General features: G+C 65.1%; 19 protein-coding genes. 9 read left to right on the plus strand and 10 right to left on the minus strand.

The genetic code is table 11. From position 1 onward, the window contains the following. Positions 1-17 precede the first annotated feature (17 nt). On the minus strand, positions 18-563 hold the full coding sequence (locus tag M1E07_RS05135; protein ID WP_461189194.1) for a TspO/MBR family protein: 546 nt from the start codon (positions 561-563) through the stop codon (positions 18-20). A gap of 205 nt (positions 564-768) precedes the next feature. On the opposite strand from M1E07_RS05135, the gene M1E07_RS05140 reads away from it, so the two are divergent. The 3 genes from M1E07_RS05140 (at position 769) to M1E07_RS05150 (ending at position 4,788) form a co-directional block, all read left to right on the plus strand. Next, the gene (locus M1E07_RS05140) at positions 769-1,842 is read left to right on the plus strand and encodes a lipid II:glycine glycyltransferase FemX (protein ID WP_461189195.1); all 1,074 of its coding nucleotides are present in this window, start codon (positions 769-771) and stop codon (positions 1,840-1,842) included. 104 nt (positions 1,843-1,946) lie between these two features. Beyond that, on the plus strand, positions 1,947-3,263 hold the full coding sequence (locus M1E07_RS05145) for a peptidoglycan bridge formation glycyltransferase FemA/FemB family protein (RefSeq protein WP_461189196.1): 1,317 nt from the start codon (positions 1,947-1,949) through the stop codon (positions 3,261-3,263). Positions 3,264-3,300: 37 nt separating this feature from the next. Next, positions 3,301-4,788: a threonine/serine exporter family protein gene (locus M1E07_RS05150; RefSeq protein WP_461189197.1), complete on the plus strand. Its 1,488-nt coding sequence runs from the start codon at positions 3,301-3,303 to the stop codon at positions 4,786-4,788. An 11-nt stretch (positions 4,789-4,799) separates the two neighbouring features. Here the strand turns inward: M1E07_RS05150 and M1E07_RS05155 are convergent, their stop codons facing one another. Further along, positions 4,800-5,639 carry a siderophore-interacting protein gene (locus tag M1E07_RS05155; RefSeq protein WP_461189198.1) on the minus strand — a complete coding sequence of 280 codons (840 nt, stop codon included), beginning with the start codon at positions 5,637-5,639 and terminating at the stop codon, positions 4,800-4,802. 14 nt (positions 5,640-5,653) lie between these two features. Continuing rightward, on the minus strand, positions 5,654-6,424 hold the full coding sequence (locus M1E07_RS05160; protein ID WP_461189199.1) for a uracil-DNA glycosylase: 771 nt from the start codon (positions 6,422-6,424) through the stop codon (positions 5,654-5,656). Between the two features lie 150 nt (positions 6,425-6,574). On the opposite strand from M1E07_RS05160, the gene M1E07_RS05165 reads away from it, so the two are divergent. The 5 genes from M1E07_RS05165 to groL all read left to right on the plus strand — a co-directional run bounded on the left by M1E07_RS05165 (position 6,575) and on the right by groL (position 11,169). Then, positions 6,575-6,904, plus strand: a complete 330-nt coding sequence (locus tag M1E07_RS05165) for a DUF3263 domain-containing protein (protein ID WP_461189200.1) — start codon at positions 6,575-6,577, stop codon at positions 6,902-6,904. A gap of 45 nt (positions 6,905-6,949) precedes the next feature. Further along, positions 6,950-7,594 (plus strand): LytR C-terminal domain-containing protein, encoded by a 645-nt coding sequence (locus M1E07_RS05170; RefSeq protein ID WP_461189201.1) that lies wholly within the window; start codon positions 6,950-6,952, stop codon positions 7,592-7,594. Between the two features lie 181 nt (positions 7,595-7,775). Then, complete coding sequence (locus M1E07_RS05175; RefSeq protein ID WP_009358138.1) at positions 7,776-7,982, plus strand: cold-shock protein; 207 nt, start codon at positions 7,776-7,778, stop codon at positions 7,980-7,982. Between the two features lie 44 nt (positions 7,983-8,026). Then, positions 8,027-9,259, plus strand: a complete 1,233-nt coding sequence (locus M1E07_RS05180; protein WP_461190329.1) for an ABC transporter substrate-binding protein — start codon at positions 8,027-8,029, stop codon at positions 9,257-9,259. A 281-nt stretch (positions 9,260-9,540) separates the two neighbouring features. Continuing rightward, positions 9,541-11,169 carry a chaperonin GroEL gene (gene groL, locus M1E07_RS05185; RefSeq protein WP_307096487.1) on the plus strand — a complete coding sequence of 543 codons (1,629 nt, stop codon included), beginning with the start codon at positions 9,541-9,543 and terminating at the stop codon, positions 11,167-11,169. 111 nt (positions 11,170-11,280) lie between these two features. Here groL and M1E07_RS05190 read toward each other — a convergent pair whose 3' ends face one another. After that, complete coding sequence (locus tag M1E07_RS05190; RefSeq protein ID WP_461189202.1) at positions 11,281-12,588, minus strand: ABC transporter substrate-binding protein; 1,308 nt, start codon at positions 12,586-12,588, stop codon at positions 11,281-11,283. Positions 12,589-12,862: 274 nt separating this feature from the next. On the opposite strand from M1E07_RS05190, the gene M1E07_RS05195 reads away from it, so the two are divergent. Next, positions 12,863-14,014 carry an RNase H family protein gene (locus M1E07_RS05195; protein WP_461189203.1) on the plus strand — a complete coding sequence of 384 codons (1,152 nt, stop codon included), beginning with the start codon at positions 12,863-12,865 and terminating at the stop codon, positions 14,012-14,014. A 14-nt stretch (positions 14,015-14,028) separates the two neighbouring features. On the opposite strand, the gene M1E07_RS05200 is transcribed toward M1E07_RS05195, so the two are convergent. The 6 genes from M1E07_RS05200 to M1E07_RS05225 form a co-directional block, all read right to left on the minus strand. Beyond that, positions 14,029-14,316 (minus strand): WXG100 family type VII secretion target, encoded by a 288-nt coding sequence (locus M1E07_RS05200; protein WP_387551115.1) that lies wholly within the window; start codon positions 14,314-14,316, stop codon positions 14,029-14,031. A gap of 107 nt (positions 14,317-14,423) precedes the next feature. Further along, entirely contained in the window at positions 14,424-15,962 is a 1,539-nt protein-coding gene (locus M1E07_RS05205; protein ID WP_461189204.1) for a sensor histidine kinase, read from the minus strand. Between the two features lie 2 nt (positions 15,963-15,964). Beyond that, positions 15,965-16,675 carry a response regulator transcription factor gene (locus M1E07_RS05210; protein ID WP_142059953.1) on the minus strand — a complete coding sequence of 237 codons (711 nt, stop codon included), beginning with the start codon at positions 16,673-16,675 and terminating at the stop codon, positions 15,965-15,967. A gap of 76 nt (positions 16,676-16,751) precedes the next feature. After that, the gene (locus tag M1E07_RS05215; RefSeq protein WP_461189205.1) at positions 16,752-17,252 is read right to left on the minus strand and encodes a DUF427 domain-containing protein; all 501 of its coding nucleotides are present in this window, start codon (positions 17,250-17,252) and stop codon (positions 16,752-16,754) included. A gap of 60 nt (positions 17,253-17,312) precedes the next feature. After that, positions 17,313-18,959: a DNA repair helicase XPB gene (locus M1E07_RS05220; protein WP_461189206.1), complete on the minus strand. Its 1,647-nt coding sequence runs from the start codon at positions 18,957-18,959 to the stop codon at positions 17,313-17,315. 13 nt (positions 18,960-18,972) lie between these two features. After that, positions 18,973-21,459 (minus strand): helicase-associated domain-containing protein, encoded by a 2,487-nt coding sequence (locus M1E07_RS05225; RefSeq protein WP_461189207.1) that lies wholly within the window; start codon positions 21,457-21,459, stop codon positions 18,973-18,975. Positions 21,460-21,466: the final 7 nt, after the last annotated feature.

The following is a 21,466-nucleotide window of genomic DNA, read 5'->3' on the forward strand; positions in this document are numbered from 1 at the left end:
CGTTATGACGATCCCCGTCAGTTGTGGATGGCGGCCCACCAGTTAAGCGTGGCGGCGAACACCAGCCAGCTGATGTACGGCAGCAGGAGCAGCCCTGCTGTATGGCTGATGGGGCCAAAGTACAGCACTGTCACCGAGACTGCGGCGATGAGGGCAAGGATGATGACCAGCGCCAGCCACAGGGCAGCCGTGCCGATGGCGGGGTAGAGGCCGAAAAATACCGGGGTCCACGCCAGGTTCAGTGCGAGCTGGAATCCGTAAGCTGTCAAAGCGCGCTTGGTCCCGGGTGCCCGTTTTCGCCACACCAGCCAGGCCGCCACCGCCATCGCCGTGTAGAGGACAGTCCAGACCGGGCCGAAGACACTGTTGGGCGGCGACCAGGGTGCCTTGTCGGCGGTGGTGTACCAGCCGTTCACATTGTTGAAGGTGGCCAGGGACCCCAACCCGGCAACGATGAACGACGCAGCCAGGAAGGCAACCAAAGCCGTTGCCTGCCTGCCGGCCCCCGGCCGTCCGGCGCTTTGATCCTGCGGGTGAGTTAACTTTCCGGGATACGGCTGCATGCTTCAACCCTTGCCAAGAGCTTTTCCGGAGTCAAGGCGGCATGGGCGGGGCTTGGCGGAACGGCGCTGGCCCACGGCGCCTGAAAAGCCCCCGGCCCGCCAGCCTGGAACGTCCGAACGTCGTCAGGCTTTAGACTTGAGGCTGCATGTCCGCACGCAGCCACGAGTACAGAACCGCGCACAACCCTGATTGGACACGGCCCCCTTGCGAGAATTCACCGCACGTTTTGCCACAGCCGAGGAAATTGAAAACTGGGACAAGCACGCCACTGCCAACCCGAACGGCGGAAACATGCTGCAGTCGGCGGCGTACGCGTCGGTTAAGAACGGCACGGGCTGGAAGGTCCGCTTCCTGGTGCTGGAAAGCTCCGGGGCTGCCAGCTACAACCTGGTACTCGAAAAGCGGTTTCCGGTGCTGGGCCGGCTCTGGTACCTCATCAAAGGCCCCGACCTCGCTGCCTCCGGAGACCTGAAAGCAGCCCTCGAGGCCTGCGCCGACTTCGCCCGGGCCAGGAAACTCAACGTCTTTACCATCAAGATCGAACCCGACATCGTTGATTCCGCCGATGCCCGGGCGCATCTGGCTGAAGCCGGTCTGGTCAAGGCACCCAACATCCAGTCCAACGACTCCACCGCCCTGCTGGACATCTCCGGCCCGGAAGAAGCCGTCTTCAAGGCCATCTCCTCCCGCGCGCGCAACGCCATCCGCCGCGCCGAGCGGGAAGGCTGCCAAGTGCTCCGCAAGGAACACGGCCCGGATACCTACCGGGCGCTCTATGACCTGATGGCGGACACCGTCAATGCCAAGGGCTCGATGCCGCTGCGCAGCTACGAGTACTACGCCGCTTTCTGGGACGAGTTCTGCAACCGCGGCCAGGGCAACTTCTTCTTCGTTTACGAGGACGGCAAACCCAGCGTGGGCGCCTTTGTTATCAACTATGGAGCCAAAGCCACGTACAAGGACGGCGGCTCCACCCAGAACCGCAAACAGTACGGCGACTCGCACCTGGTCCAATGGGCAGCCATTAAGCGGATGCAGGAACTCGGCTGCACCGAATACGATTTCTGCGGCACGCCGCCCTCCGCCCGGATCAAGGACAAGAGCCACAACCTGTACGGCATGGGCATGTTTAAGACCAGCTTCACCAAAACGGTCACCGATTTTGTGGGGTGCCACGACTATGTTCTTGCTCCCCTGAAGCACCGCCTTTGGGTCAAGGGCGCAGAAAAAGTCTTCCGCCGGATTGAAACCGCGCGGACCGGCCAGCAGTTCTACTGACCCGATTTGCCCGTGCAAACGCCCGCACCGCTGGCCCGCCCCATACCCGTCATTGCCCTGCGCCTGGCACTGCAGGGCCGCACAACCGCGAATGAGGAAATCCCTTGAATCCAGTCACCACCGGCACCGATCTTGAATATGCCATCCTCAGCGACGCAGACTTCGAAGCCTTCGCGCTGAAGCACCCGCAAAACAGCTTTCTCCAGTCTGTTGACTTCGCGGCGTTCCAGATTGCCCGCGGCCAGCAGGTGGAGCTTTTCGGCGTGCGCCGCAACGGCGAACTGGTGGCAGCCGGAAAACTCAACTACAGCACCACCCGCCTGGGCTACACGGTGTGCGAATGCGCCAAGGGACCCCTGATGGACTACACGGACGCGGACCTGGTGCGCGACGTCGTCGTACTCCTCCGTCAACGCGCCGGGGAACGCAAAGCCGCCGAGCTCCGGATTTCCCCCAACCTCAAGTACATCGCCCGCGACGCCGACGGCGCGGAACACCCGGAGGTTGAGGACAACCGTCCGCTGGTGGCCCGGCTGGCCGGGCTGGGATTCCAGCACCAGGGGCTGGACATGAATTTCGTCAACGTGAACTGGATGTTCATCAAAAGCCTTGCCGGCGTCAGCGACGCCGAAGAGCTCATCATGGGGACCAGCTACCGGACCCGCAAGGCCATCCGGAAAGCCGAAAAAAACGGCGTCTTCCTGGAACAGGCGACCCTGGAAACCCTGGACGAGTTCTACGGCGCGCTGAGCAGGGCCGGGGACGAAAAGGGCTTCGTCTACCGGGAACGCGCCTACTACGAGCACCTGCTGCGGACCACGTCCGCAGAGTTTACGAAGCTGATGATGGCCAAGATCGACATCCCGGCCTATCGGAAATCGATCACCGAGCGGCTGGAGGCGGAATCGGCGACGGCTGCGGAGCTGCGCCGCGAGGTGGAAGAGACCGGCAGCAAGAAAAAGGCCAACCGGCTCAAAGTGGTCCAGGACCTCGTGGACAGCTATGAACGGAGCCTGAAGGACATTGAGCGGTTCCCCGACTCCGTGGGAGTCGCCACCGTGGCCGCGATCCACTTTGTCTGCTACGGCGACGAGGTGGTCTGCGTCATCGGCGGCACCGTGCAGGACTACATTTACTTCAACGGCGCCACCTCCCTGTATTGGGGCATGATGCTCCACGCACTGGAGAAGGGGTACCCGCGGTACAACTTCTACGGAACATTCGGCATTTCCGGCCAGGACGAGGAAGGCCACGGCGGGTACGAGTTCAAAAAGGGCTTCGGGGGAGAGGTGGTCCAGCTGGTGGGTGACTTCGTGGTGCCGGTCCGCCCCGCCGTCTTCCACGCCAACAGGCTGGCCCGCGCGGCAGCCGCCGCTGCCCGGACCCTGCTGGGCAAGTTGCCCCTGAAACGCAAGGCCTGAAATACCAGCCACAGCACCGCATCGGGAGGAGGGAACCATGACTGACCGGCCCGAACGTCCCGGCCGCAGGCCCCATACGGACGGCCTGCCCAAAACAGAGCCGCTGACCCCTGCCCAGGTCCGGCAGAACGCCGCTGCCAAAAGGATGCTGCGGCGCCTGGTGCAGGGTGAAAACCCGCCAACCGCGCCGATGAGCATCGTGGACCGGCTGACGGGGAGTCCCTACGCCAACCCCATGATCCAGGTGGGCGGTGTTGACACCTCTGCCCGCAAGACCCTCGACTTCGTCCTGCACCTGGCCGAAACCATGTTCCGGTACGGAGCCGGTGCGCTGGAGGTGGAAACGAGCATCATCGCAGTCACCGCTGCGCTGGGCCTGAAGAACATCGAAGTGGACATCACCAACCAGTCTGTCGGCATCAACTACGCGCCCAAGGACCAGACACCCATTTCGCTGCTGCGGGTGGTCCGTTCCTGGACCAACAACTACGCCGGTTTGGCAAAGGTGCACCAGCTGGTGACGGACATTGTGGCCGGGGGAGTGGGCCGTGACGAGGCGATCCGCCGGCTCGATGAGGCCATCACCAGCCCCAAGCCGTTTCCGCGCTGGATGGTCACTGTGGCCTTCGGTACGTTCGCGGCTGTCTTCGTTGGAGTCCTGGGCGGCGGACCGGTGGCTTCTGCCATCGCCTTCGTGGCCAACATTGGCATCAGCCTGCTGGCACGCCAACTGGGGAGGTGGCGTGTGCCGGACTTCTTCATCACCGCCAGCTGCTCCTTCGTGGTGACTCAGCTGGCGCTGGTGCTGTGGCAGTTCGGGCTGACCACCTCCCCGGCCATCGTGGTGGTGGGCGGCATCCTCCTGCTCCTGCCGACAGGACGCCTTGTATCGTCCGTGCAGGACGCCATCAACGGCTTTCCTGTGACAGCGGCAGGCCGGTTCCTGTCAACGCTGCTGACCTTCGGCGCCATCGTGGCCGGAATCGCCGTCGCCTTCGTGGTGGGTGAGCTGACCGGGATGCAGCGGATCGACGTCACGCAAACGTTCCCGCCAGCCTACGATCTGTGGGTCCTGGTCATTTTTGTGGCGGTGGCCGTGATGGCTATCGGCATCACCGAACAGACCAGCTGGCAACTCCTGCTGCCCACGGCGGCCGTGGGAGTGGCCGGCTATCTCGTGCTGCTCGCCGCCGGCCAGCTCGGGGTTGGCGATCGATTCTCACCGGCCCTGGCCGCCGTGGTCATCGGCTTGCTGGCACGTGTGGTCGCCCTCAGGATGGGGGCGCCGCAGCTGGTGGTTGCCGTGCCCGCAGCACTGATCCTGCTGCCTGGCCTCACCATCTTCCGGTCCATGTATGTGCTCACCATCGAGGAAGCCGAGATCCTGCTCGGCGCCGGAGGGATGCTCAACGCCGGTGCCATCGTCCTGGGGACGGCCGGCGGCATCGTCCTCGGTGACACCCTTGCCCGGCCGCTGACGCGCAGCCTGGCGAGCAATGAGCGGCGGCGCGCCCGCCGCCGCTAGTCAGGCACCTGCTAGACCTGTCCCACCGGCAGCTTTTTCTCCGCCTGGAACACATCCTCCACCCGGCCCTTGGCCCAGTACCCCGAGAGGGATACCTGGCTGCGCTCCAGGCCGCGCTGCTCGAAAAGGACCCCGCGGAGGGACTTCATGTAGCCGCGCTCGCCGTGGGCGAACACGTCCACCCGGCCTGCGGGCCACTCGGCGTTTGCTACGGCCTGCACCAGGACGTCACTCTCGCCGGCCGGGACACCATTGCGGGCAAGCCAGTGGATTTTCACTCCGGCGGGAGCGGCAATCGGCTGGATGTCGGCGTCGGAATCCACCTCCACAAAGGCCAGGCCCACTGCTTCCCCCGGCAGGGACTCCAGGCACGCGGCAATCGCAGGCAGCGCCGCCTCGTCGCCGGCGTAGAGGTACCAGTCGGCGTCGGGTGCCGGGTTGTAGGCACCGCCCGGGCCGGTGAAGGTCAGGATGTCGCCCGGCTGGGCCTTTGCTGCCCAGGGCCCAGCCAGGCCTTCGTCACCGTGGACCACAAAATCGATGGCCAGCTCGCGCGCCGCAGGGTCCACCCAACGGATGGTGTACGTGCGGGTGAAGGGCCATTGCTCCCTCGGCATGGTCTCGCGGATGCTCCACAAATCCAGAGGGGAGGGATACTCCACCCCCGGCTGGGGAAAAACAATCTTGACGTACCGGTCCACGAAACCGTTGTTGACGAAATCCGCGAATCCGTCCCCGCCGGCGACGATCCGCACCATGTGCGGGGAAAGCTCTTCCCTGCGTACCACGGCGAGGTTGATCTGCGGACGGCTTTTCTTGCTGGCGCTGGTAGCGGCGGGAAGGATGCTCATAAGGCAAGCCTAAGCTAGGCCGCTGGGGGGAGCTCCCAGGTTACGCCAAGGGCACCTTGCCCGTTCAGGAGGTCGTTGACGCGGCTGAAGGGCCGGGACCCAAAAAAGCCGCGGGATGCGGACAGGGGACTGGGGTGGGCGCTCGCCACCGCAGGAGCCCCGTCCAGGAGTGGGCGGACACTTTCGGCGTCCTTCCCCCACAGCACCGCAACCAGCGGCATCCTGGACCCGTCATGGTTCCGCCGGTGGGCCAGCGCGGAGACTGCCGCCGTCGTAATCTTCTCCCAGCCTTTGCCGCGGTGCGAGCCGGCCGATCCCGCCCGCACCGTCAGCACACGGTTCAGGAGCAGCACACCCTGGTCAGCCCAGGCGGAAAGGTCGCCGTGGACCCGCGCCGGCAGCCCGAGATCGGCCTCCAGCTCCCGATAGATGTTCGCCAGGCTCCGCGGGATGGGCCGCGTGCGCGGAGCCACCGAGAAGGACAATCCCACCGCGTGCCCCGGCGTCGGATAGGGATCCTGGCCCACAATCAGGACCTTTACCGTGGCGAGGGGCTGCCGGAAGGCCCGCAGGACGTTCGACGGCGCCGGCAGGACCTGGTGCCCGGCTGCCACTTCGTCCGCGAGGAAGGTGAGCACCTCCCGAAGTTCGTTTTCCACCCCCGCCAGGGCGGCGGCCCAGTCGGGCGCCATGAGCTCCTCCAGCGGGAGCCGCGCCAGCTCGGCGAAACCGGTGCCGTGCGCCGGTTCCTGCTCAAGTTCGAACAAGGCATCTGATTCAAACACCGTTCCATTCTTGCAGGGCAACCGGGTACGCGGCCCCGGCCTGCTGCCCGGCCCACTGACCCCATCGGCCCTCCGCTCCAAATGACAAGGGTGTTATTCGTCCGTAGCATGGGGGTCAGACATTTTCCGTAACCAGCTAAGGAGTTCGCCGTGGCGGAACCAGCTCGGGAGCACCTGCCGGAGCCGGAACCCCGGCAGTCCCTCCTGGCCGACTTCAAGCTTCGCGATTCACCCCTGACCGAGCGTGACCAGCAGATGCTTGCCCTGGAGCGGCAGTGGTGGAAGTACGCCGGTGCCAAGGAACAAGCCATCCGGGAGCTTTTCGACCTCTCCGCAACCCACTATTACCAGCTGCTCAACGCCCTGATTGACACCGAGGATGCGCTGGCCCACGATCCCATGCTGGTCAAGCGATTGCGTAGACTACGTACGTCGCGTCACCGTGCACGTACCGCACGGCGCCTGGGGTCCGACGCATAACACGCTCCAGCTGAGCCACCAGCAGCAATCAACAAGGATATCTCCATGCCCAAATATGCCCGCGATGAATTCGACAAGGTCCCGGAGACTGCTTCGCGACAGGGTGTCCACCGCACGGCATCCGCCTCGCCACGGGTGCGGCTCTGGCCCATTCTCGCAGTGGGCATGGCCGCTCTGGCGATTGGACTGGTGTCCTTCCTGATCCTTCCCAAGCTGGGTTTCAGTACGCCGGACAGCCAGGCCTCTTCAAGCCAGGAATCGGCCCCGCTGGCCAGCACCGGGGGCACTCCTTCGGCCACCCCCGACGCTTCTGCGGAACCCTCTGCAGAGGCAACGCCGCCCGCGTCCAGCGGGCCCGAAGCCACTGCTGACCCCGAACCGGAGCTGGAGGAGCCAACCGCCGCTCCCGTACTCATCGACAAGACGCAAAGCGTCGCCATCTATAACGCTGCCGGAACGGCAGGACTTGCCGGCCGCGTTGGTGGAACGGTCCAGGCCGACGGCTGGACGCTGGGGGAGGTGGGCAACTGGGCGGGGGCCCCGCAGCAGGCCTCCGTTGTCTACTACCAAGGGGCAGAACAGTTGCCCAGCGCGCAGGCCCTGGCGGCGCTGCTCGGCATTCCCACGGTGGTGGACAGCAGCGGGTTCCAGGTGCCGCTGGTTGTAGTGCTGGGGCCCGGCTACGTGTAAACGCTGGGCCGCTGTGGCCGCATCCCGTGTGGGGGGTTACGCCTGAATAACTTTTGTGGGCGGTCCCGCCGCATCCGGGCGGCCCCGGTCAGGCATTGGCTAGAGTGATTTTTAGGTGCGGTTGGAGCCGGTCGGCACACAGCGGCGTGGGCACCCGGACACAACGGAAAGAGTGGTCAGCATGGCACAGGGAACCGTCAAATGGTTCAACGCTGAAAAGGGCTACGGCTTCATCACCGTTGACGGCTCCGGCGATGACATCTTTGTCCATTGGTCGGCCATCCAGGGTGAAGGTTACCGGGCCCTGGATGAGGGCCAGCGGGTGGAGCTCGAAGTGGGCGAAGGCGAGAAGGGTCCGCAGGCTGAAAGCGTCCGGCCCGCCGAGTGAATGATCTGAACCGCCGCCCTGCAAACGTCTCCCGGGCGCTTTCAATGGCTGCCCTGTGCTCTGCCCTGGCCGTGACCGCCTGTTCGGGGACCACCGGCAATGCCCGGGTGGAAGCGGCAGAGGCTTCCGGTGACGGCAGCCTTCGCGTGGGACTGATCCTGGACAATACCGGCCAAAACGCCTTCCTGAATGCCCCGCAACTTGCCGCCGCCAAGCTCGCCGTGCAGGAAATCAATGCGGCCGGCGGCCACAAGGGGAGGCCGGTGGAGCTCCTTCCCGCCGACGCTGGGCAGGGTGCCGCGGAGCAGGCCCAGGCGCTGGTCGCCGCAAAGGCGGACGTCGTCATCGGCCCCACCGATTCAAGCCACGCCGCAGCGGCGATCGATGTCCTCTCCCGTTCCCGCACGCCGCTGATCTCGCCCGCCAACACTGCCGTTGGGCTCAGCAGTATCAGCAGCGGCGGCTATTACTTTCGGACCGCACCGGCCGACGTCGCGCAGGGTCCCGTCCTGGTGAAGCTGGCCAGGGACGCCGGCGCCACGTCGGTCGCGGTGCTGTACCAGGAGGGTTCCTACGGCAAGGACCTTTCGGACGCGGTCGCCGCCTCTGCCGAACAGGCGGGCGTGGACGTGCTGGCCAGTGCCGGCTTCAAGCCGGGCGACGCGGGCAGCGCGGCCGATGTCGCCGGTAAGGCTGGACCAGGCGCCGTTATTGTCATAGCCCGCGATGGTGCGCAGGGCGCCCTCGCGGAGCTGGCCAACTCGGGTGTTGACGGGAAGCAGCTCATCCTCAGCGACGGCGCCTTCGGCCGCTATGGTTCGGGCCTGGCAGCGGGGTACCTGGAGGGCGCCCGGGCCGTGGTTCCCGGACAGCTTCCGGACGCCGGTTTCCAGGCGAAGCTCCTGGCGGTGGACCCCGCGTTGAAGGACCTGTCTTTCGCCGCCGAAGCCTATGACGCAGTGACCGTTGCTGCCCTGGCCGCTGCAACGGCCCAGGACGACGCCGGCCGGTCAATTGCCGCCAACCTGATCGGTGTTTCGGGAGGAGCCGCGGAGGGTTCAGCGGGGGACGGGGCAGCGGAACCCTGCCTGTCCTACAAGGACTGCCTGACACGCCTGAAAACCGGGCCGGATGCCAATTACGACGGCGAGTCAGGGCAGATTGCTTTCGACGACAACGGAGACATCACCACGGGCACTTTCACCGTCTTCAGGTACGGAGCCGACAATATTCCCGCACGGAGCGGCCTGGAGACGGCGGGGCGGGCTTCGGACTGAACCTCGCCCCTGCTCCCCGGCGCCACCGCATTCCGTCTTCTTTCGCTTGCACTCTCACGTGGGGAGTGCTAATTATTGAGTTAGCACTCTGACGCACCGACTGCTAAGCAAAGCTGGTTCCGGCCAGCGGGCTCTGCACCGGTCGACGAGCGAAGAAACACCTAACTGGAGTGAGATCCGCAGCCGGAGGCATACAGAGGCCAACGGTCAAGGATCGTCCGTCGCGGGCACTGCAGCGAAGGTTCAATCTTAACGACTGTCCCGAAAGGACTATTGCCGTTATGGCCAAGATCATTGCATTTGATGAAGAGGCACGCCGCGGCCTTGAGCGGGGCCTGAACACCCTCGCCGACGCCGTTAAGGTCACCCTCGGCCCGCGTGGACGCAACGTCGTCCTCGAGAAGAAGTGGGGCGCCCCCACGATCACCAACGATGGTGTTTCCATCGCCAAGGAGATCGAGCTGGACGATCCTTACGAGAAGATCGGCGCCGAGCTGGTCAAGGAAGTTGCCAAGAAGACCGATGACGTCGCTGGCGACGGCACCACCACGGCTACCGTGCTGGCGCAGGCACTGGTGAAGGAAGGCCTGCGCAACGTTGCTGCCGGCGCCGACCCGCTGTCCCTTAAGCGCGGCATCGAAAAGGCAGTCGAGGCCGTTACGGCCGAGCTGCTGAACTCCGCCAAGGAAATCGAAACCAAGGAAGAGATCGCCGCTACGGCTTCCATCTCCGCCGGTGACGACGAAATCGGTGCCCTCATCGCCGAAGCCTTGGACAAGGTGGGCAAGGAAGGCGTCATCACGGTCGAGGAGTCCAACACCTTCGGCCTGGAGCTTGAGCTCACCGAAGGCATGCGCTTCGACAAGGGCTACATCTCCGCCTACTTCGTCACCGACACTGAGCGCCAGGAAACGGTCCTTGAGGATCCGTACATCCTGATCGTCAACTCCAAGATCTCCAACGTCAAGGAACTGGTTGCTGTCCTCGAAAAGGTCATGCAGTCCAACAAGCCGCTGCTGATCATCGCCGAGGACATCGAGGGCGAGGCCCTGGCCACGCTGATCGTCAACAAGATCCGCGGCACCTTCAAGTCCGTCGCCGTCAAGGCCCCGGGCTTCGGCGACCGCCGCAAGGCGCAGCTTGCCGACATTGCCGTCCTCACCGGTGGCCAGGTCATCGCCGAGGAAGTTGGCCTCAAGCTGGAGACTGCCGGCCTGGAACTCCTGGGCAAGGCACGCAAGGTTGTTGTCACCAAGGATGAGACCACCATCGTCGAAGGTGCCGGCGACGCCGACCAGATCGCCGGCCGCGTCTCGCAGATCCGCGCCGAAATCGAGAACTCGGATTCCGACTACGACCGCGAGAAGCTGCAGGAGCGCCTGGCCAAGCTGGCCGGCGGCGTGGCAGTCATCAAGGCCGGAGCCGCAACCGAGGTTGAGCTCAAGGAGCGCAAGCACCGCATCGAAGACGCAGTGCGCAACGCAAAGGCTGCCGTTGAAGAAGGCATCGTAGCCGGTGGCGGCGTGGCCCTCATCCAGGCTGGCGCCAAGGCATTCGCCAACCTGCAGCTTTCCGGTGACGAGGCAACGGGCGCGAACATCGTCCGCGTTGCCATCGATGCACCGCTGAAGCAGATCGCCTTCAACGCCGGCATGGAGCCGGGTGTTGTAGTCGACAAGGTCCGCGGCCTGCCCGCCGGCCACGGCCTGAACGCCGCAACCGGCGAATACGTCGACCTGCTGGCCGCCGGTGTTAACGACCCCGTCAAGGTAACCCGCTCTGCCCTGCAGAACGCGGCTTCCATTGCCGGCCTGTTCCTCACCACCGAAGCAGTCGTGGCTGACAAGCCGGAGAAGAACGCCGCTCCGGTTGGCGGCGGCGACGACATGGGCGGCATGGGCGGCTTCTAGGCTTCCCCTGCAGGGCCTGTCCCGCAAAACAAAAAATGCGGCCCCCTCCCGAGGGGCCGCATTTTTTATGCCCGGATCCTTTGATCGGTCCCGGCGGTTGCGCTGGCGCTGTTACCTGGCGCCGGCCAGCATTCCTTCAACTTCCTTTTTGAATGCTTCTGCGGCTGCCTGCGGCGTGAGACGGTCGTAGAGGACCTCATCGGTGTACCGCTTGATGACGTTCTGCACGCTGCCGGCGCCCACCGGGGGAACGGGCGGTGCTTCCTTCATGTCGGGGGCGATGTTCTTCAGGAAGCTGACCACGGTGGTGTCCGCAGGCTTCAGGGCAGGAGTAATGCTTTCAACGATCTCCGGGTTGGTGGGTACGCCCCGGTCCGTCATCAGGATGGCTCCGGCTTCAGGGCTGTTGGCCAGGTAGTTGATGAAGGTGGCGGCGGCTTCCGGGTGCTTGGACCGTGAAGAAGCTGACCAGAACATGGTGGGCTTGTAGTACATGCCGTTGCCTGCCGAAGAGCCGTCGTTGCTGGGCGCACGGAGCATTTTGATGCTGCTGCCGGTGGTCGCCTCCAGTGAGCCGAGCTGGTTGGTCCACCACCACGCCATGCCCACCCTGTTGGTGCCGAAGAGGCTTTCCTCAAGCCCTGCTCCGGCGTCTTCGGTGGCGACGGTGGCCTGCGGGCTCGCCTTCGAATCACGCTGCTCCTTCAGGCGCTCCCAGAAGGACGCGGCCGTGGCGGTGTCGAAGTCCAGCTTGCCGTCCCCTGAGTAGAGGTTCTCGCCGTGCTGGCGCAGCCAAATGATCAGGTCAGCCTCATTGCTGCCGTATGCAGCGCCATAGTTCTTCCCGTCTCCAGCGGCGCTGATCTTGGACGCAGTCGCCATGAATTCGTCCCAGGTCCACTTGGTGTCGTCCGGCAGGGGCACTTTGGCCGCCTCGAAGACCTTCGTGTTGGCCATGAGGACGTAGGCGTTCTGGCCGGTGCTCAGGCCGTACTGGGCGTCGTTATACTGGCCCGAAGCCAACGCTTCCTTGTCCAGCTTCGATGTATCAATGCCGTCCTGCTTGGACAGATCCAGCAGGGCCCCGCGTCCACCGTATTCAGCAATGTACTTCTGGTCCATCTGGATGACGTCAGGGGCGTCGTTGGCCGCTGTCTTGGTGGCGAGCTTGTCCCAGTAGCTGGCCCACTCGCCGGGTTCGGATTCGATCTTGATGTTCGGGTGCTCCGCTTCGAAGGCATCAATGACCTTTTCAGTCTGTGCATTGAGATACTCGTTGCCCCACCAGGCAAACCGCAGGGTCACTTCCTCGTTGCTGGTGGAACTGGTGGACGTGCCGCATCCGGTGGCGAGAAGCGAGAGGGCAACGGCTGCTGCGCCGAGCTGGAACCTTCTCCGGCTAACGGTTGGAATCGTCATTGATGTGCCTTCCTTGTGCTGATAAGTCCGCTTCCGCCTGGCGTTTGGGCAGGCTTGGGCACCGGCGGGAGCGATGTGAGAAAACGTTTTCTCATATGACTTTCGATTGTGCCGGGGGCCGGCGCCTTCCGTCAAGAGGTTTTGGTAAACGCTTTCCTTCTGCTCCGCCGAATGCTTCTGCCGCCGGCGCCCGCATCTCTGTTCGTTGCCGGGCTACGGCGTCCCGCCAAGCCTGCATCACCGCATTGGTGCCGTCTTCTGGCAGGATGGACCGGTGACGATTACTGCAGCGGCCGACGGTTCGGCTTTGGGAAACCCTGGCCCGGCCGGCTGGGCCTGGTACGTGAACGACGATTGCTGGCGCGCCGGCGGATGGCCCCACGGCACCAACAACCAGGGCGAGCTGATGGCTGTACTGGACCTGCTGCGGGCAACCGCCCACCTTCGCCACGAGGACCTGCACATCCTTTGCGACAGCCAGTACGTCATCAACTCGATCACCAAGTGGATGCCGGGATGGAAGCGCAAAGGCTGGCGCAAGGCGGACGGCAAGCCGGTGCTGAACGTCGATCTGCTCAAGGAGTTGGACCGGGAACTCGCCGGGCGGAAGTACAGGTTCGAGTGGGTCAAGGGGCACGCGGGGCATGACCTGAACGAAGCCGCCGATGAGCGGGCCCGGGCCGCCGCGACCGCCTACCAGCAGGGGGTTGCGGCCCGGTCAGGACCAGGGTTTCCCGGGGCCCACCACGCGTCGGCTTCCGGAAACCCGGCCGCTGCCGGAATACCGGCAGCGGGCAAAGCCCCGGCCGGTGATGCAGCCCCAGCAGCTGGCTACGGCGAACCCGACCTCTTCAGCCAGCAGGACGGGACCCGGCAGGGTGCCGCGCAGCTGAACGGCAGCAGGCTGAGCGGCAGCAGGCAGGACGTTGGCCGGCAGGACGCTGCCCGGCAGAGCGTTGCCCGAAAGGAGCCCGCTCAGGAGGAACTCAGCCACGGGGACTTCGATCAGGAGGATTTCACCCAGCTGGACTTCACCCAGCTGGACGCTGCTTTTGGCCTGGCCGGCACGGGCCGGGCGGAAACAGCCGCGCCCGAAGCGCTGGTGGAAGAGCTGGAGCGGGAACTGCTCGGTCCCCTGGTGCGCGGCGACATCGGCAGGACAGCTGTCCTGCTGCACCCTGACTTCCTGGAGATCGGCAGCTCGGGCAGGGTCTGGACCCGGGACGCGATGATGATGGCGCTCCAGGAAGACCCGGGCGAGCGGACCGACATCGAGATCCTCGGCGCCGACCGTATCGGCACCAGCGCAGTCCTCCTGACCTACCGAAGCTACGCGCGCTCCGGCACTACTCTCAGAAGCTCACTCTGGATGCTGGACAGTGGCCGGTGGCGGCTGCGGTTCCATCAGGCAACCCCCGAAGCCTAGGCCTTGACCGCGGATCAGCTGAACCGTTGGGTGTTTCCCTGCTCAGCCTGCGCGTAGGTGGCTGCGGCCGAAGACAGTGCCATATTGATCGAGGCCAGTGAAGCCTCCACCCTGCCCTGGGTGATGGTCCACTCCGTGATGAGTGCTTGGAAGTTGGTGGCTGCGGAGCCCCGCCAACTGCCCTGGAGCTCGTCCAGCCCCCGTTTCATGGCCTGGACGTCGGCGCTGATCCTGTCCACTGTTGCCTGGACGTTGGCGGATTTGAGCTGGAGCAGTTCGGTGTCGACGGAAATGATGCTCATGGCATTGCCTTTCGCTGGAACGGGCAGCGTCTGCACCCGCGCCCGGACTGTCCGGGCCACGTTGACGAGCCTATGAAAGCGGATGCGGCGGTGCCATGACAGGGAGGCTATATGTGGATAACCCGGCCGTCGCTGCCCCTGGCGTCATTGCCCGCAGGCTTGGGGAATTCGCCCAGGCTCTCCACATCGGCGCTGTCCGAGGTCTCGTGCTCCGGTGCGTCATCGCGGCTCGGAAGGGTGACCACAAGGGTGGCGCCCCCGCCAGCAGTATTCTCCACCCGGACGGAGCCGCCGTGGGAGCCGACGATGGCGGCCACAATGGCCAGTCCCAGCCCGCTGCCCCCGGTCTCCCGCGTACGGGAGGTATCAGCCCGATAGAAGCGCTCGAAAACCTTGGACGCGTCCTCCTCGGAGATCCCGGGGCCGTGGTCGCGGACTTCGATGACTGATCGGAGGAGCCCACCCTGCATGGCGCGTACGCCGACAGCCAGTTCAATCGGGCTGTCCTCCGGGGTGTAGCGCAGGGCGTTGCCTACCAGGTTGCCTACCACCTGGCGGAGTTTTGCTTCGTCGCCCAGCACCGGCGCGGGAGCTGCCGGGCCGCCGTCGAGCCCCACGAGCGAGATCACTCGGGACCGGGCGCTGGCTTGCGTATCCACCACCGCGTCATGGGCAATGAGCTGAAGGTCAACAGGTTTTTGCTGCAACGGGCGCTGCTCATCAAGGCGGGCCAGCAGCAGCAGGTCCTCCACCATGGAGCCCATGCGCTTGGCTTCGCTTTCGATCCTGCCCATGGCAGTGGCCACGTCCTCGTTGGTGGCCAACGCCCCGTGCCGGTACAGCTCCGAGAAGCCCCGGATTGTCACCAGCGGCGTACGCAGTTCGTGGGAGGCGTCGGCCGCGAACCGGCGCATCCTGGCCTCTGACGCCATGCGGGCGGAAAAGGCTGTTTCGATGTGGGCAAGCATGGCATTGAGCGAGCTGCTGAGCCGGCCGAGCTCGGTGCCCGGATTTTCCACGTCCACGCGGCGGGACAAATCCCCGGCGGCAATGGCGGCGGCGGTCTTTTCAACCCGGGCAAGCGGCCGGAATGCACGCGATACAGTCCAGCTGGCAATCAGGGACGCCAGCAGCAAGGTCAGCAGGCCCACACCGATAACAACAAGGGTGGCGTGCTTCAGGACGTCGTCAACGCTCTCCAGCGGCAGCCCAATGACCACTACCGCGGTGGTCTTGTTGTTCTGCACGGTCACCGCGATAACCCGCCAGTTCTGGCCGTCCGTTCCCCGCACCTGGAAAGGGGCGTCGCCGTGGGCCTGGGCCTGTTCCACGCTCATGGAGCTGATGTCCGGTCCATTATCCGGTTCAGCGCCGAACGGGTAAGGCTCTTGGCCGGGTACAAACAGAATCAGCGAATAGTCGGTGGGAACCGCGGGGTTGCTGGGTGCCTGCAGCTGCGAGAAGGACCGTTGCCTGCCCGCCAGGTCAACGGCTGCGTAAAGCTTGCCGTCCACCTGGTCCTGCAGGTAGCTGTGAAGCAGCGCCAGGGTGCCCGCCCCGGTCACCGTGAGGGCGACGATGAGCAGCGCCATGATCATGGCCACCAGTTGTGTCCTGAGTGAGGACGACTTCCACCGCTGCAGCAAGGTCAGCGCTTTTCTGCCGTCCGGAGCACATACCCCACGCCGCGTTTGGTCTGGATCAGTGCAGGAGCTTCAGGGTCAATGTCCACTTTCCGGCGCAGGTACGAGATGTACGACTCCACGATGGAGGCATCGCCGTTGAAGTTGTACTCCCATACATGGTCCAGGATCTGCGACTTGGACAGCACCCGGTTGGGGTTAAGCATGAGGTAGCGGAGCAGCTTGAACTCCGTGGGGGAGAGCTCGATGACGGTGCCGCCGCGCCGGACTTCGTGGGCGTCGTCGTCCAGCTCCAGGTCATCGACCCGTATTACGGCGTCGTCATCGAGCAGGGGCTGGGTCCGGCGCAGGACGGCACGGATCCGGGCAACCACCTCATCGAGGCTGAAGGGCTTGGTGACGTAGTCGTCCCCGCCGACGGTAAGGCCCGTGACCTTGTCCTCTGTGTCGTCTTTGGCAGTCAGGAACAGGACGGGGAAGTGCTTGCCGGAAGCCCTGAGGCGGCGGGTGACGGTGAACCCGTCCATATCCGGGAGCATCACGTCCAGGACGGCAAGATCCGGGGAGTGAAGGTCGGCAGCGGCAAGGGCGTCGCGTCCGTTTGCTGCCGAGACGACGTCGAATCCGGCGAACCGCAGGGACGTGGAAAGCAACTCCCGGATGTTGGGTTCGTCATCCACTACCAGGAGCTTTGCTTCAGGGCCGTTCTTGTTCATGTTCCCATCATGCTCCCAGACACTGGGAGTTGTCTGGATACTTCTTGTGAGCAAGGTGGCAGACACAGGTTGTGACTTACCACCCCAGGGATCCAGGTTCGCCCTTGAAAGGGCCGACTACCCGCGTGGTAATCCAGCCACCATAGAAGTCTCCGGACTGGGGGCGCACCCGTTCACCCTCGACCTCGCAGCGATCCATCCTGCCCGGATAGACCGCAACGCGGTCCAGGAGCGCAGCATAAGCGGCAACTGGCTCGGGGTAGAACCACGCTGCCCTTTCCCTGACCTTCCCGCCACCGCGGACAGTGAGGTAACCCGCTGTGCCCTTGAACTCGCAGAAGCTGCTCCCGGGAGCGGGCTCCAGTGCACCTGGGCAGAACTCTGACCGGGGCAGGTAATAGGCCGGGGGATGGCTGGTCTCAAGGACACGGAGCGAGTCCGTGGTGTCCAGGATGAGTTCGCCGCCCAGGAAGATCCTGATGCGTTCCTTGCTTGGCTCTACGCGCGGCGGCCGGGGATAATCCCATACTGACTCTTGGCCCGGCAGGGGGATCACGGGCTTTCGTTCAAAACGCATGCCTCCAGTGTGCGCCCCAATTTACGTCCGCACTGGACGGCGTCGCCGGGGGAGGGCCTGCTATTCGGCCGTTTCCACGTCCTTGGCGTCCATGATGCGGTAGGCGTACCCCTGCTCGGCGAGGAACCGCTGGCGCTTGGCGGCGAAGTCCTGGTCCAGGGTGTCCCTTGCCACGAGCGAGTAGAAGCGGGCTGCCCGGCCGTCCTTTTTGGGCCGTAGCAGCCGGCCCAGCCGCTGCGCCTCCTCCTGCCTCGACCCGAAGGAACCGGAAACCTGGATCGCCACCGAGGCCTCCGGAAGGTCGATGGAGAAGTTGGCCACCTTGGAGACCACGAGGGTCTGGATCCCCCCTGCACGGAAGGCATCAAAAAGCTTCTGGCGCACCTTCACGGAGGTGTCACCCTTGATCACCGGCGCCTTGAGGCGCTCGCCGAGGTCGTCCAGCTGGTCGATGTACTGGCCGATGACCAGCAGTTGCTCCCCGGTGTGCCGGGCCACGAGTTGTTCCACCACCAGGGTCTTGGATTCGGAGGTGGCACAAAGCCGGTACTTGTCCGCATCATCGGCCATGGCATAGGCAACCCGCTCGTCCCGCGGCAGGTCCACGCGCACCTCGATGCAGTCCGCCGGGGCGATGTAGCCCTGGGACTCAATGTCCTTCCAGGGCGCGTCATAGCGCTTGGGTCCAATAAGGCTGAACACTTCGCCTTCGCGGCCGTCTTCCCGCACCAGTGTGGCCGTGAGGCCAAGGCGGCGCCTTGCCTGCAGATCAGCCGTCATACGGAAGATCGGGGCGGGCAGCAGATGGACTTCGTCGTAAATGATCAGGCCCCAGTCGTGCCCGTCCACCAGCTCAAGGTGCGGATACAGGCCGCCGCGCTTCATGGTGAGGACCTGATAGGTGGCAATGGTCACCGGCCGGACTTCCTTTACCGCCCCCGAGTACTCGCCGATCTCGTCCTCGGTGAGGGACGTGCGCCTGAGGAGCTCGTCCTTCCATTGCCGGGCCGCCACGGTGTTGGTGACCAGGATCAGGGTGGTGGTGGAGCCGGTTGCCATGGCCGCTGCGCCCACCAGCGTTTTGCCCGCACCGCAGGGCAGCACTACAACCCCGCTGCCTCCGGCCCAGAAGTTGTCGCTGGCCATCTGCTGGTATGGCCGCAGTTTCCAGCCGTCCTCTTTAAGCGCAATCAGGTGCGGGGTGCCGTCCACGTACCCGGCCAGGTCCTCCGCCGGCCACCCAATTTTGAGCAGGAGCTGCTTGATCTGCCCTCGCTGGGAGGCGTGCACCACGACTGTTTCGCCGTCGATGCGTGGTCCCAGCAGCGGCTGGATCTTCTTGGCCCGGATCACTTCCTCCAGAACCGGATAATCGTCGGTCCTCATGACCAGTCCGTGATGCGGGTCTTTTTCCAGGCGCAGCCGGCCGTACCTGGACATGGTTTCCTCGACGTCGATCAGCAGCGAGTGCGGCACCGGGAACCGGGAGTACTTAAGGAGGGTGTCCAAAACCCTCTCGGCGTCCAGCCCCGCCGCGCGGGCATTCCATAAACCCAGCGGAGTCAGCCGGTAACTGTGGACGTGCTCGGGGGCACGTTCCAGCTCTGCGAACGGCGCGATGGCGTGCCGGGCTTCGGTGGCGAGCTCGTGATCCACCTCAAGGAGGATGGTCTTATCGCTCTGGACTATCAGGGGTCCATCGTTCACGCGGGGGAGTCCTTCACTGGCGCAGTTCCTCTGCGGCCTCAATATCAATAATGCGGTGGATGGACAGCACCCGTTCGGTGTCCTTTGCGGGGTCGAAGACCCGCACCCGTCCGCCCGTTACTGACAAGGGAACAACAATTTCCAGGTTGGCATTCCCCATGCCGTCCACCACGTTCATGCTGATGCGCTGCTTGAGCCGGATGGCCCGCTGCAGAGCCTCCAGGCCAAGTTGCGTGGCCGCCTCATCAGCATGGTCTCCTTCCGGGCCGTGGTGATTCCTGACGGCGGCAGGACGCTGCCGCAGCACATCAAGTTGTGCTTGTATTTCCTCCGCCGGCGGGGCTGTCCGCGGGGCGGTGTAGATGGGCCGGGACGGGGTGTGTGCCGCAGGAGCGCGCCGCAGCCGGAGCACGGGCTGCTCCGAGTCGTCAAAGGATGGGGAAAGGCCCAGGCTCCGGAGAACCTGGGCTGTTTCACGCGGCGGCGCCGATGAGATGAGGACCGTGGGGGAGATCCGAACCAGGCCAAGCCCCTCCGTTTTCGGGCCGGTCAGCAGGTCCAGCAGTGCGCCTTCATCCTCGCTCTGGACAAAACTCGCCGCTCCGCCTATCCGCAGCCGGCCGTGCCGGGCGGCCGTATCCTCGACGAGGTACTGCAGCGGTTGGGGTACTGCGGTGGCAGAGTGCTCCCGCAGGAACTCCAGAAGGGTGGAGGCGTCATGGCCGGCGTCGAGCGCCCGGCGGAGGGAGCCGGGCGAGAACCGGTAGATGGTGGCCGGCCCCTGGCCTTCGGCGTCGGCCATCAGCAGCAGTTTTTCGGTCAACGCCGGGGCAAGGTACCCGGGTGCCACGGCGGTGAGGTCCGCCTGGAGCAGTACGTGGTTCAACTCCGCGGGCAGGTGCTCACCCAGGAGGGAGAGAGCCGCGTCCGGCTCGTCGTCCGCGATGGCGCTTCCCAGCTGGCTCAGGGCCCCGGATCCGAGCAGGCCGAGTATTTCGGCTTCGGCCAGGACTCCGCGGATCAGGGAGCTGAAACGCCGGGCCATTCGGGGCTGCGCCCACTCGGCGCGCTGGAGCACTGCTGCGGCGTCCAGCACCGGCGCTGTTCCGTCAGGGGCGGCTGCTTCACACGTGAGTTCGTTGAGGATTTCCAGGATCCGTTTGCGTACCACGGGGGCGTCCGGCCGTTGCGCCTCGGCCGACAACGCGATGATGGTACTGCCGGACGCCGCGCGGTGCGCAGCTGCTCCCGGGGTTCCATTGATTGGCTGCCCCACCATGGACGGCACGCGCTCGCTGGCCAACCATGCGTTGACCAGCCAGAGCCATTGTTCCTGCCTTGGCAGGACAAGCCACTCCAGCTCCGGCGGCTGGACCCAGGACGACGAATCGACGTCCAGGCGGATCAGCCCTGCGAGCCCGCAGAGCTCCAGCAGAAGCCCGGCACGCGGCTGGTCAATTCTGAGCAGCTCAGCCAGCCGCCTCATCTCGCGGACGCCCACGCCGCCGCTGCGCAGTGTGGCCAGGGGCTGTTCGCGCACCGCGTGCAGTACTTCGCCTACCAGCCGCAGGGTTTCACTGATGGCCCCCAGGGCGGCGTTCCGCCGCAAGGCGGCGCTGGTCCGGCCAAGCGCCGGCACCGGCGGCGAAAGATTGAAGTCGTTGATGATGGCACCGCCCCGCAGCGAGAGCCCAACGCTGTGCGGCAGCTCCACATGGGCGGCGTCCAAAGGCACCAGCAGGCCGCGCGCAAGGAGCCAATCGATGGGCCCGACGTCGGATCCCTCTGTGGTGATGGACGCCTTGCGTTGCGCCTGGGGGACCGCGCCCATGGCCCAGTTCCGGAACCGGGCGAGCAACGCGGTTGTCCGTTCCGGAGCCGTGGCCAGAATTTCCTGCAGGGCCTCCGGCGAGGACGTCCAGTGCTGCAGGGCAAGCGCCGCCTCCATGGGCGTTGTGGCTCCATGGATGGCTGCACCGCTGCGGTGAAGGTCGGAAACGAGCTGAACGGCCCGCTGCGCAAACGCAGGCTGGAGGCGCACCAGCTCGGTATAGCTCCGGCCAAGCCCCGCCGGATAAATGCCCACGACGTCCTTGAGGCTGCCAACGGGGAGATAGTAGCGCTGCCTGTTGCCGGTGGTGGCTGCTCCGTGTGGGGGGTCGGCACGGTGGACCAGGGCAAGTTCCTGAAGCGAAGCCAGGATCCGTTCCACAACGGCAACGGTGGAACCGGAAATCAGTTTACGCAGCCCTGCGGCGGAGGCACTGTGCTCCGTATCCGTGTTGGTACACAGATGGAGGGTTTCCAAGACCTGCATCTGGGGCCGGTTGAGGCGCTCCAGCGCGCGCTGGACGCTGACGCGACCGCTGGCCCTGGCTGCGAGGGCGCCGAAGTCCGGCACTGCGGGGGAGATGAGGTCCGGCCGCGCGTCGAACAGCGCCCGCAACGAGTCGTCGCTGCGGGCCTCCAGGTCCTTGCTGAGCGCGCGTATGAGGGACATCAGTCCA

Source organism: Arthrobacter sp. Z4-13, from assembly GCF_054792705.1.